General features: G+C 43.9%; 12 protein-coding genes. 2 read left to right on the forward strand and 10 right to left on the reverse strand.

Annotation, left to right across the window (positions count from 1 at the left end; genetic code table 11):
* Nucleotides 1-4 precede the first annotated feature (4 nt).
* From NSS80_RS16840 to NSS80_RS16865, 6 genes are all read right to left on the reverse strand, one after another.
* On the reverse strand, nucleotides 5-1,135 hold the full coding sequence (locus tag NSS80_RS16840) for a glycosyltransferase family 1 protein (protein ID WP_317221822.1): 1,131 nt from the start codon (nucleotides 1,133-1,135) through the stop codon (nucleotides 5-7).
* Entirely contained in the window at nucleotides 1,128-1,967 is an 840-nt protein-coding gene (locus NSS80_RS16845) for a glycosyltransferase (protein WP_317221821.1), read from the reverse strand. Before NSS80_RS16845 ends, NSS80_RS16840 begins: the two co-directional genes overlap by 8 nt.
* A complete protein-coding gene (locus NSS80_RS16850) occupies nucleotides 1,960-3,108 on the reverse strand; it encodes a glycosyltransferase family 4 protein (RefSeq protein ID WP_317221820.1) in 1,149 nt (382 codons plus the stop codon). Before NSS80_RS16850 ends, NSS80_RS16845 begins: the two co-directional genes overlap by 8 nt.
* Complete coding sequence (locus tag NSS80_RS16855) at nucleotides 3,074-4,948, reverse strand: nucleoside-diphosphate sugar epimerase/dehydratase (RefSeq protein WP_317221819.1); 1,875 nt, start codon at nucleotides 4,946-4,948, stop codon at nucleotides 3,074-3,076. The genes NSS80_RS16850 and NSS80_RS16855 overlap by 35 nt, the downstream gene beginning before the upstream one ends.
* Before the next feature lie 164 nt (nucleotides 4,949-5,112).
* On the reverse strand, nucleotides 5,113-5,796 hold the full coding sequence (locus NSS80_RS16860) for a CpsD/CapB family tyrosine-protein kinase (protein ID WP_024423527.1): 684 nt from the start codon (nucleotides 5,794-5,796) through the stop codon (nucleotides 5,113-5,115).
* Complete coding sequence (locus tag NSS80_RS16865; RefSeq protein WP_073207501.1) at nucleotides 5,786-6,517, reverse strand: Wzz/FepE/Etk N-terminal domain-containing protein; 732 nt, start codon at nucleotides 6,515-6,517, stop codon at nucleotides 5,786-5,788. Before NSS80_RS16865 ends, NSS80_RS16860 begins: the two co-directional genes overlap by 11 nt.
* A 257-nt stretch (nucleotides 6,518-6,774) precedes the next feature.
* Here NSS80_RS16865 and NSS80_RS16870 point away from each other — a divergent pair, with 257 nt between their 5' ends.
* Nucleotides 6,775-7,245 carry a helix-turn-helix domain-containing protein gene (locus NSS80_RS16870; protein WP_034280998.1) on the forward strand — a complete coding sequence of 157 codons (471 nt, stop codon included), beginning with the start codon at nucleotides 6,775-6,777 and terminating at the stop codon, nucleotides 7,243-7,245.
* Between the two features lie 86 nt (nucleotides 7,246-7,331).
* Here NSS80_RS16870 and NSS80_RS16875 read toward each other — a convergent pair whose 3' ends face one another.
* The 4 genes from NSS80_RS16875 to NSS80_RS16890 all read right to left on the reverse strand — a co-directional run bounded on the left by NSS80_RS16875 (nucleotide 7,332) and on the right by NSS80_RS16890 (nucleotide 10,647).
* Nucleotides 7,332-7,556, reverse strand: coding sequence for a phage holin (locus NSS80_RS16875; RefSeq protein WP_024423530.1), 225 nt, complete (start codon nucleotides 7,554-7,556; stop codon nucleotides 7,332-7,334).
* 144 nt (nucleotides 7,557-7,700) lie between these two features.
* Nucleotides 7,701-8,600 (reverse strand): iron-hydroxamate ABC transporter substrate-binding protein, encoded by a 900-nt coding sequence (locus NSS80_RS16880; RefSeq protein WP_317221818.1) that lies wholly within the window; start codon nucleotides 8,598-8,600, stop codon nucleotides 7,701-7,703.
* Between the two features lie 20 nt (nucleotides 8,601-8,620).
* A complete protein-coding gene (locus tag NSS80_RS16885; protein ID WP_061110110.1) occupies nucleotides 8,621-9,622 on the reverse strand; it encodes an iron ABC transporter permease in 1,002 nt (333 codons plus the stop codon).
* Nucleotides 9,619-10,647 (reverse strand): iron ABC transporter permease, encoded by a 1,029-nt coding sequence (locus NSS80_RS16890; protein WP_218012078.1) that lies wholly within the window; start codon nucleotides 10,645-10,647, stop codon nucleotides 9,619-9,621. The genes NSS80_RS16885 and NSS80_RS16890 overlap by 4 nt, the downstream gene beginning before the upstream one ends.
* A gap of 317 nt (nucleotides 10,648-10,964) precedes the next feature.
* Between NSS80_RS16890 and NSS80_RS16895 the strand changes: the two genes are divergently transcribed.
* Nucleotides 10,965-12,374 carry a polysaccharide deacetylase family protein gene (locus NSS80_RS16895; protein ID WP_317221817.1) on the forward strand — a complete coding sequence of 470 codons (1,410 nt, stop codon included), beginning with the start codon at nucleotides 10,965-10,967 and terminating at the stop codon, nucleotides 12,372-12,374.
* The last annotated feature ends 9 nt before the right edge of the window (nucleotides 12,375-12,383 follow it).

A 12,383-nucleotide genomic window follows, 5' to 3' on the forward strand; every position in this document is an offset into this window, starting at 1 on the left:
TTCCTTACAGTCCATATAGATTCATCACACGTGTAATATTCTGTTTCACATCAAATCCTCTTTGTTCAAGCTGAGAGGTAATCATCTCTTGAAGAGGAGGTTCTGCATGATATGCTTCAAGCACCGCCTTCATCCATTCATGCGCGGACTCTCGCAGGGACATCCTTTTCACAAGCCCGCAGCCTAAATCTACTTCCTCTGTAATATGATCTGAAATCACACAAGGCAGACCAGACGCCTGTGCTTCCACTAATACAAGCGGAAGACCTTCAAACAAGGAAGGCATCACAAATACATCAAATGCTTTCATATACTGTGGAACGTCTGATACGACGCCTGTAAAGACAATGTCCTCCATCAAGCCTGCCTTCTCTGCATACGATTCGACTACTTGCTTCAGCGGTCCATCTCCTACGAGGACAAGCTGAAATGAAACCCCTTGCTTCTTTAAGGTCTGTGCCAGCTCCATAAAAAAAACATGATTTTTTTGCTCATGGAACCGCCCAATATGACCGATGATTATGTTTTTTTCGCGAAGATGGAGCTGCTTTTTCATCTCTGCCTTTTCGTCTGGATCAGGCTGAAAAAAAAGAGATAAGTCTATCCCATTTGGAAGCACCTCAACTTGCCCGTTCTGCATTTTTTTCTGTCCAAATAAAAAGACACCGGCATCCTCTCCGCATGCAACAAGCTGTGTAGAGAATGCAAAGATCAGCTGGCGAAATCCTTTGAGCATCATATGATCCAGCCAGTTTGGCGACTGCTTCCACGCTGTATTATGTGAATGGCAAATGCGCACCTTTACACCCGCTAGTTTGGCAGCAAGTGCGGAAAAACCCGTCTGAAAATCCGTATGTGCATGCACTGCCTGATAGGGCCCTGTTTGCCTAATTGTCTTGGTCAATGTTTTCACAAAAGCAACCGGAGAGGACGCCCCAATACTTGGGACGTAAAAGATGCGCCCCCCAAGCCGGCGAATTTCCTCATCATAATCACAGACGTCCTGCCGGTGAGTAATGAAATCAAATTGAAGGACATCTCTGTCGAGTGCACGATAGATGTTCATAATCATCGTTTCAGCTCCGCCGCGGTTCATCCCGCCCACAATATGAAGCACGCGCTTTGGCTCACTCATCTTGAACCGCCCTCCTCTTCAGCATAGACGCCGACAGCTTCCGGCGATGATAAAGCTTCATGATCTTCGGTGACAAGCAGGCACGGACCACCGGCTTTAGAGCAAATAAATAGTCAAGCGGCGACAGCTTTAATAGCCAGCATGCTTTCAAAACGAGCCAGGCATTATCCATCGAATATCGAAACTTTCGCCGCTGAAAGGCCGCTTCATCCTCTCTCACCAAATATAACGGCTCTTGTAAATTAAAACCTTTCCTCCCAGCAGCAAAAAAGCGGATCCAAAGATCGATATCTTCCATCCGCCTTGTTGTTTTTACAGAACGATAGCCTTGTAAAGCCTTGTAAGCAGAAGCCCTCATCATAATGGTCCCATGACAAAAAGGAGTCCCTCTTGCCAACACCTTCCGATCAGGCTCTGAAACAAGTGCCCGCACACCCTTTGTTCCCGTTTCATCAAAAACCGTCATCGCCGTACCGACCACATCATATTCAGGATATGTATCGAGGAAATGAACCTGTTTTTCTAAACGAATAGGCACTGATAGATCGTCGCCATCCTGCCTTGCAATCAACTCTCCTCTCGCTTCAGCCAGGCAGCGATTGAGACTGGCAGCGAGTCTTTGATTTTGTTGATTACGGATCAGGCGAATTCTTTCAGGATGTCGTTTTGTATAAGACAGCACTTTCTCATAAGTGCCATCTGTTGATGCGTCATCACATATGATGAGCTCCCAGTTTTCATATGTTTGATGAAGAATGGATTCAATGCTTTCTTCTACTGTCTCTTGGCAATTGTAGACGCCCATGATCATAGACACCTTTGGTTTATGCATGCTGTATCACCTTCTCTGCTTGATCCATATAGATTGTATAAATTTCTTCCATTGCCCTGACCGTCTGCTCCTGTGCAAATGCATGAGCCATAGAGCGTCCCGCTTTTCCCATGAGGGGCAGCTGATCTTTTTTGTCGTAGAGCTGCTGCAAGTAATCAGCTAAACTATCCACATCTTGCGGTTTAACTAAAAAACCATTGACGCCATGTTTGACAAGCTCACAATGTCCTCTATTCTCCGTTGCAACCACAGGTTTTTCTGCCGACATCGCTTCAAGCAGGTTCATGCCGAGCCCTTCTCTCAAGCTGGTGGAAACACATACATCGCTCATATGCATCCATTCCTCCATTTGTTTGCAAAACCCAGCAAAGTGGACATGATTTTCAAGATGGAGCTGGCGGGTAAGCTTTTCATAGTTCGGCCTCATTGTCCCTTCCCCGGCAAACACGATCTTTATATTTGGTATTTTCCTAGACAGCTGTGCACATGCTTTGATGAGCATCCCTTGATTTTTATTCGTATTTAATTCACCAGCACACAGCACGATAAAATCTTCCGAGGAAAAGCCATAGGCTGCGCGAAGGCTCTGCTTCTCTTTTTCATCGACAGGTGCGAACCGCTTCATATCCACACCCATACCGGGCACATAATAAACAGATGTCCGCTCTTTTGATAGACGGTCGGCTCTTTTAAAATCTTCTCCATTAATGGTGATCAGAGCGTCTGTATAGCGGGCGAGAAATCTCTCTATTGGATAATAGAGCAGCCAGTTTTGAAGCGGCGCCCCCTGCCAAAAGTGAAAGCCATGTGCCGTGTAAAGAACCTTCGTTCCTTTTTTGCGCGTACCTTTGGCTGCGATCCTGCCAATGACACTTCCCATTGGTGTGTGGCAATGGATGAAATCATAGCGCTCTTTCGCTAACAGCTTCTTCAGTTCTACATACGCAAGCCGGTTGCGTACATGAAAAGGAGAGCGCTGAATCGGAATTGAGTGAGCTTGATTCACATAGGGCAGCTTCAGCTGGCCGTTTGCCGCTGTATGCACTTCCCATCCTTGTTCCTGAAACCACCGGAAATACGGAAGATGAAAGGCCTTAAAGTGATAATCAACCGTTGCGCAAAACAAGACTTTTTTCTTCATTGGCAAGCGCTTCCTCCTCTCGTGTCATCTGATCGGACAACATATCATGCGACTCAATGGCAGCAAATAATGCTTGTCTCATCTGCTCTTCACTCATCATGTCAAATTCATGGATAAAACGGTTCAGCACATATAGGTCACCATCCAGCGCATGGCCGATATGAATTTTCGGGAAGATTTGCTCCTGTGCTTTTTCATGCTGGTTGAGTAATTCCTCGTACATTTTCTCTCCAGGACGAATGCCTGTGAAAGTGATTGGAATCTGGTCTGTGGTGTAGCCTGAGAGGTGAATGAGGTTTTCTGCGAGGTCCACGATTTTCACTGGCTCCCCCATATCTAAAACAAAAATCTGTCTTCCTTCTGCCAGTGCACCTGCCTGAATCACAAGCCTTGATGCTTCTGGGATGGTCATAAAATATCTTGTCATGGCTGGGTGCGTGACCGTCACCGGCCCGCCTTGCTCGATTTGTTTCTTAAAAATAGGGATGACGCTCCCTCTGCTTCCGAGTACATTTCCAAATCGAACGGCAACAAATTTTGTTTCGCTGCTTGCCCCCATTTGCATGATCAGCATTTCAGCAAACCGCTTTGTGGCTCCCATCACATTGGCAGGGTTGACCGCTTTGTCAGATGAGATGAGGACGAATGTTTCAATGCCGTGCTCGTGTGCGGCTTCTGCGACATTTTTTGTCCCGATAATATTGTTTTTCACAGCTTCTTTCGGACTGATCTCCATGAGCGGAACATGCTTATGTGCCGCAGCATGATAAATCATATCCGGCTGAAATTGACCAACGATTTCACTCATTTTCTGTTTATCTTGAATATCCGCAATTTGTGGATAGAGTCTGATGCTGCCTCCATATAATTCTTTCAGCTCTAGTAAAATAGAATGAATGCTAAATTCTCCATGTCCCACAAGTACAATCGCTTGAGGAGCAAACACACAAATTTGACGGCAGATTTCTGATCCAATTGATCCGCCTGCTCCTGTGACCATGATCGTTTTTCCCTTTAAATGAGCAGATAGACGGCTCGTATCTAATTGAATCGGTTCTCTCCCTAGTAAATCCTCTGGCTGTACATCCCGTAATTGATTCAGCGCATGGGTTCCTTTTAAAATCTGCTCCATTTCCGGCATAATCTGTGTTTTGACTCCGGTCGCGACACATTCCTTATACAGCCCTTTTAAGGTGTGGCTGCTTTTGGACGGAATGGCGATGATGATCTTCTGAATATCCATCATCACGACAGCTGTTTGAATTTGTTCTTTTCCTCCTATAACAGGCAGCCCCATAATTTCAAGCCGATGTTTCGTCTTGTCATCATCGATGAAGGCGACTGGCTCAATATGTACATCACTCGATTGCTGAAGCTGACGAACGAGCATGGTTCCTGCTGATCCGGCACCAATAATTAAGGCCCGCTCTTTTTCTGCCTGAAGCCGTTTGGCCCCGTCATGAAATAACCTAGAAGCCATACGAGATGCACCGATGAATAAGATATGAAAAAGCCACACGATGAATAAAAACCGAAATGGCCATGTCTGCACGAAAAGGTACAGCATCGTCATCGAAAATAAAAAAGAACACACAAAGGTCTTCATTAAAGAAAATAACTCTCTTACTCCTGTATAAGCCCATACTTGCTTGTACACATGAAACATGCAGGCAAATAGATGGTGCCCAATGAGCAGACTGAGTGAAGAAATGGCGAGCATTTCAAATGTATAAACGGTTAAAGCCGCCTCTTGGACAAATTGAAAACCAAAAAAGACGGCAACTAAGATGAGATATGAATCTAGTGCTACGATGATTGATAATCTTTGGGCGTAAGTCAACGCTCCTCCCCCTTTTTAAAGCATCACTATTCTTACGTAACATGGGCATCAAACCCGTCCTCACATCCCACTACTGATGACGAGCATCTAAGGCACGGTTATGCCCACAGCAGGATCGAGTGCCTCCATTGTTAAAGATTAGGAGACATCACCTATCAATCTTTTTAATACATATACAGCCTGCCCTTTTTCTCTTTCTTGCCATTTAGCATAGCTCCGAGCAGTTTACTTGTTGTTCCTTCTAATACTTCTTTTGATTTCTTCACAGCAGCAATCTTTGTTTTGCCGCTTAAGACAACGAGAATGCTCCCATCCGTCCGGTTCGCCAAGATCTTTGCATCTGCAACTGGCAGAAGCGGCGTGGAATCAACAATCACCATGTCATATTGCTGTTCAATCTCATAAAATAACTGCTTCATTACAGAAGAGGAGAGCAGCTCAGCTGGATTCGGCGGAATGGTTCCGCTCGGAAGCAGCTCTAAATGCTCAATCGGTGTCGGTAAAATGGCTTCTTCCAAGCTGCAATTATTTAATAGCACATTCGTCAAACCGGTATGATGACTCAAGTCAAAATATTCATGGACGGCCGGCTTTCGCAAATCAGCATCCATGAGCAGCACCCGCTTGTTCTGCTGTGCAAAAACAGCTGCTAAGTTTGCAGCCGTAAATGATTTCCCTTCCTTCGGTAAGGAGGAGGTCACTAATATCGATTTCAGCCTTGTTTGGATCGATGTGAATTCGATGTTTGTTCGGATCGTACGGAATTGTTCCGCAATGACAGAGTGAGGATTTAATACAGAAATACAGGATAAATCTCTCTTTTCTCTTTTCTTCCTCTTAAAGATCAATGTTCTGTCCTCCCGTTATGACGGACTGCTTGTCTTTTTTGGCCCTCCTGTCTGCCTGCATTTGATAGACACTGCCAAGCGACGGCAATCCGATCTCTTCTCTTATTTGATGTGTTCGTTTTACAGTATCATCGAGTAAATTCATTAAGAAAATGAGTGTCATGCCCCCTAATAAAGAGGCGCCTAGTGCCAGAACGATATGAACGAACTTCCTTGAATTCATCAGAACCGTGTTGGACAGCTTGGCTTCAGACAAAACATTAATGCGATCCATATTCATTGTTTTTTTGATTTCTTCTTGCAGCACCTCTGTTGCGGTATTCGCAATGGCGACTGCCTTCGCGCGATCCTCATCTTGTACAGAAATATTGATGACCTCAGACTCATTTTCTGTACTTGTGGCAATTTTGTGTTTTAGTCCTTCTGCTGATTCTGTGAGATGGAGTGTTTCTTTTACTTTTTCAATGACGATTGGGCTTTTTAATAAAACTTGAAAGGTACGTGTATATTGAAGGTTCATCTGAATATCGTTTAAATCTGCTTGTGCGTCATTGCTGCGTTTATGAACAAGAATTTGAGTGGTTGCCTGATATACAGGAGTCGAGACATAGAACTGATAATAGGCTGAAATGCCCGTTACGATCAGGACAATCAGGATCAGAAGGGCCATTTTCTCTTTAATGACAGAAAACAGCTGCTTAAAACCTATATTCTCATTCATAGATACCTCCCGATTTCATCATAAAAAGGTTATATATGGTTTCTTTTTGTTAATGATTGGATTATAAAAGATAATACCCGCAAAGAAAAATGTCATAATAGGTCTTATAGTTCTTTTTAAAGAACGAAATCGTTCGTTTTCTTTAGTTTACTTCCTGATTCTTACGTTTTTGAATTTTATAAAGAACAATTTATTTCTTATAATGAACGAAAAGGTCGCAGAACTATTCGCCGGGGAGAAGGGAGATCATTGATCGAATGATAGGCAAGGTGATACGCATTTACCGAAAGAGAAAAGGATACTCGATTCAGCAGCTGGCTGAGGATGCTCATGTCTCTAAGTCATATTTGAGCAAAATTGAGCGTGGTGTCCACAGAAATCCATCTGTCCAGTTCTTAAAAAAGGTATCCTCTTCACTAGAGATTGATTTACAAGAGCTGTTTGATGCAGAGACGATGATGTTTCATTACGCTGAGGGTAGTGAACACGAATGGCGGGAGCATATTGTGAGTGCCGTCCAATCAGGCATGCCTAAAGAAGAGCTCTATCAGCTGCTCCAAACGTACCGAAAGGAGCAGGAAGAAAAGTCGTTACATGTCACCCATAGAAAGCTGACCGATTCAAATATCGCAGAGTGGAAGCGTCTAATGAGTGAAGCGAAGGCAATTGGTTTAAGCATTGAGGAAGTAAAAGCTTTCCTCAACAACATGGGAGAACGCCGGGCGTAAGCCTTTCAGGAAGAATGATTGCGGGGAGAGGCGTTTGACGCTTCGATGAAAAAGAGCCTTTGATTCATGAAAGGCTCTTTTTTCTTTTATTCTTCTTTTTTTGTTCGTGCTTTTTTCGTTATATCATTGTTTTTCCAATAGGCCCATAGTGATGTAATTCCCAGAAAAGCCAGCGTGATAAATTGCTGAACGCCTTCTTCATCAATAGGAATTGGGCTTTTTCCCGCAGCGGTTAGCGCACTGTTAACAAGCGCCAGTAAAAGCAGCACAAGCCTTGCAATCGTACCTGCACTAATTTTTTGAACCTCCAACTGTAACCCCTCCCTTTCCTCTTCTCACGGGCGGTATTGCTCGTTCTCTCTCATATGTATGCATCAGCCGAATGAATAGAAGAACGAATCAAAAAAAGAGACATCATTCCTATATGCGGAATGATGCCTGATTTCATTAGCTATTTATTTAGAAAACATCTCTTTTGCTTCATCCAATGCCATTTTATTGCCTAGAGCTGAGTAATCGAGCCAAGGCTGATCGGCAATCGGATAGACTTGGTTTTTCTTCACTGCTTTTAGACCCTTCCAAATCGGAGTCTTTTCTAATTGCTTGAATGCCTGCTGCGCTTTATCATCACGGTTGACAACGACAAAGATTGCATCAGCATCATAATCAGGAAGAACCTCTTGAGAAATCACTTCAAATGGGCGCTTGCTGTCCAGCTTTTTCACACCATCGACAGGTGTCAGGCCTAAATCCTCGTATAAAATAGGACCCATTGGGCGCTTCATGCTAAATACGCGAAGCTCCTTTGCTGTCACACGGATCGCCATGACTTTTCCGTTTCCAATCTTTTTCTTGATGAGCGATTTGACCTCTTTTGCTTCTTGATTGTAATTCTTAATATATTGATCCGCTTCTTTTTCTTTATTGACGTGTTTGGCGATTTTTTTCAAATGATCCCGCCATGTGCCATCATTTAAATTAAACACTTCTGTTTTGGCGATCTTCTTATATTTCGATAAGTCTTGTCCGGCTAATTCTTCATCAACATAAATGACATCTGGTTGTAACGCAAGCAGTGATTCCATATCTGGATCAGATGCAATGCCGAGCTTTTTCGTCTGACTCAGCTGCTTTTTCGCATGTGGAAGGAAATCTTTTAAGTCTCCTCCTACAACAGAGCCCGCCGGCTTGATACCTAGTGCTAATAAGTCATTTGTTAAATGAATAGACAAGGAAGCAATCTTTGGTGTTCCATTGGTCTTTTCATTTGTTGTATTCTTTGTTTCCTGTTGTCCGCCGCAAGCGGCAAGCAGCAAGAAACAGAGCGTTAATCCAAACACTAGTAATTTTTTCATGATGAGTTCCTCTTTCGTGTTTATTTCGTTTTAGTTAATAAATAAAGAAAATATGGGGCACCGATAAAGGCCACGACCACACCCGCCGGTATCGCATTTGGAGCAAAGATGGAACGTCCGATTGTATCGGCACTGACCAAAATCAACAAGCCAAGCAGCGCACTAACTGGTAAAAAATACTGATGCAATGAACCGACAAGTCGTCTAGCCAAATGCGGGGCGACGAGGCCTATAAAGCCAATACCGCCTGTCATTGAAACACTTGCACTCGCGAGGCCTACCGCTAAGGTCAGCAAAAGGAGACGTTTACGCTGGACACGTACACCTACACTTGAGGCGACAGCATCTCCTAATGTCAATGCATTGAGCGTGTTTGACTGCATCAGCGTAAGCGGCACAAGGCATACAATCCAAGGCAGAAGCGCCAGCACATGAATCCAGTCTCTCCCCCATACATTGCCCACTAGCCATCTTGAAGCAAACGTATATGTATCTTCATCCAGCTTCAATGACAAATATAAGGTGAGTGCACTAAATCCCGCAGCAACCGCAATGCCAACTAAGATCAGCCGGATAGGAACAAGCCCTTCATGCCGGTCATATGCAAGAAGCACGATGACCGCTGCCGCGAGCAGTCCGCCGCCAAACGTAAAGAGCGGAATAAGAAGAGACGGATTGCCTTCAAGTGCGTGAAAATATGTCACAAACACAATTAAGCCAAATGCCGCCCCTGCATTCAGTCCAATTATCCCAGGATCGGCCAGCGGGTTACGGGATAAGCTCTGCAAAATGCCGCCAGCAATGCCAAGACCAATACCAGCTAACATCGTCACCACAATTCGAGGCAGACGATAGTCAAACAGCACCGTTTCACTTTGAAAATCTCCAAAGCCAAATAACGTCTTGACGACCATGACAGGGTTTAGTTTCAGCGTACCGGTATTTAAACTATACAGCACAACAGCCGCACTCAGGCAAAGCAAAACGACTGTCACGACAAGAGCACGCTGTTTCTCTCTCATGACAGGTTCCTCCCTTCTTTTCTGGCAATGTATAAGAAGAAAGGAACACCAACAAGTGCCACCATCACGCCAATGGCAAGCTCTCTTGGCGGATTGACTGTACGGCTGGCAAGGTCTGCAAAGACAAGCAGCATGGCGCCTAATATCGCTGACATCGGAATGACGAAACGATAGTCTACACCAACAAGCTTTCGTGCAATATGCGGGATGACGAGACCGACAAATCCAATCGATCCAACTGCTGATACAGAAACCCCTGCTAATAACACAGCAGCGGCCATTCCTAGTATTCGCACTTGTCGTGTTTTCACCCCTAAATTTGCCGCTGTATCTTCACCGAGCGATAGTAAGGAAAGTGACCGGCCTAATAGCATGGCCCATACGATCACAATCAGAATAACCGGGACGAGAATCGTCAGCTGCGGCCATTTCACACCAGCTACCCCGCCTGCATACCAAAAAGCCAGATCCTGACTCAGGTCAAAATAAATCGCGATCCCAGAGCTGAGCGCATGAAGCAATGCAGCTACAACCGCTCCTGCTACAGTGAGGCGCAGCGGTGTCAATACGCCGCCAGCCGCTCCAATCGCAAAGATCAGCAGCGTACTGAGCACAGCACCAATAAAGGAAAAAAACATCAGTGCTGAATAAGGCATTCCTGGGAAAAAAGCAAAACAGAGAGCGACCACAAACATCGCACCGCCATTAATGCCCAAAATCCCCGCATCTGCCAGTGGATTTCTTGTGATGCCCTGCATAAGAGCACCCGCTACGGCAAACGCCGCTCCCACTAGAGCTGCCCCTAAAACACGTGGAAGTCTTAATTCATGGATGATCTGCTGCTCTGTGACATTTGACTGGTAGTCAAATACAGCTGTCCAAACCGTTTGCAGAGACAATGTTTTTGCACCGTATGACACAGCAAAAAACATGGCAGCCGCTAAACCAATGACGGCGAGAAAAAATATCAAAAAGAACAGAATATGTGATGATCGTTTTTGTTGAGGTTTTCGCTTATCCTGCAAAATCGGTGTCATCCTTTTCTTCATTAAAAGTCAGTTTGAAAATGAGAATCATAATCAACAAAATTATAGCCGTCAGCCTCTAAAAAATCAATGTACACCCCTTTTTTTAATTAATGAAGGTATGTCATCGAGGTGGGAGGTTCTTTTTGCCGCTCAGTACGGCCTATCATTTTTTCTCATAGTTTAATAGGAAAATAGTTGACAGTTCGCATGAATATCCCCTAAAATTACAAAAGTAAGTCAAATGTTATAAAAATATTACAAACAGATGTCAAACTAATAAAGAATGACCCGTCATGAGAGGAGATTTGAAAGTTGTGTCAGTAAAGGGAAAATGGAGTATCGTCCTATTTGCGCTTGCAGTCGTCATTGGAGCAGTTGCTTTCTTTCAAAATCAACAAGCAAGCGGTACAGAGAAAAAAAATGTAAAGCAGGATACGAACTATAAAGACGTAGAAATTGTCACTCTCGTAAATGACGGGAAATTTATGAGATATGCAGTCAACTATCCTCTTTTTCATCAAAAAGAGCTAGATGACAAGATTCAAAGCTATGCCAATTCAGCATTAGAGCATTTCAAAAAAACATTCAGTGAAGCAAAGGATATTGATGAAAATAAACGCTATGAACTGAATATTGATTATGAAATGGTGCATTATGCGAAGCAGTCTGCTGCCATTCGCTTTACGACCTATACGTATACTGGCCAGCAAAGTGGAACCACCAATCATCTCACGATTAACTTTGATTTTCAGAAAAAAACCTTTCTTGACACCAAAGATTTATTTCTGCCTAAAACCAATTATTTAAAGAAATTATCCTATATTACATATACAGAGCTTCGGAAGGACAAAACCTTATCTAAGGATCAGCCTCTCCTTCAGAAAGGAACAGCCCCTGATGCTCAAAACTTCAGTCAATTTGCCTTGAAAGACAAATATGTAGAATTTTATTTCCCTGCATCTCAAGTAGCCGCAGAGGATCTTGGTCCGCAAACACTCGCAATCAAAAAGACATTGCTGAAGGACATATTAAAGCCAAAATATATGGATAAACTCAAAAATAAAAATGAAATGAAAGAACCGAATCCAAAAAGAAAAGCCGTCAAGCTGCCGCAAAAATCAAAGCTTGACCCGAATAAAAAAGCCATCGCACTCACATTTGATGATGGACCGAATCCAGCGACAACCTCAAAAATTTTAGATGCGCTGAAGGCAAATAAAGGACATGCTACCTTTTTCGTATTAGGCAGCAGGGTGCAATATTACCCTGGAATGCTTGCCGATATTTTAAAAGGCGGGAATGAGATCGGAAACCATTCCTACAATCACCCTTTATTAACAAGACTGCCTTTAGATGAAGCGGTGAAACAAGTGAAGGACACCCAGCAGCTGATTGAGAAAGCGAGCGGATATACACCTACGCACTTTAGACCGCCATATGGCGGTACAAATCAAGATATCAATCATGCAATTGGGATGAAGGTCACTTTGTGGGATGTTGATCCAGAGGATTGGAAAATCCGCAACAGCCAGCAAATCACAAACCGCGTTCTCTCACATGCAGCCGATGGCAGAACAGTGTTAATGCACGATATTTATGAAAGCTCAGCCCAAGCAGCAGTAAAGATCATCCATGAACTCACCAAACAAGGCTACCAGCTCGTCACAGTGAGTGGACTTGAACAATTAAAAAAAGAACGACATGAACAAACCCCTGTAGAGTAAACAGGGGCT

It is taken from the genome of Bacillus sp. FSL M8-0350 (assembly GCF_038593345.1).
Classification (GTDB): Bacteria; Bacillota; Bacilli; order Bacillales; family Bacillaceae; genus Bacillus; species Bacillus safensis.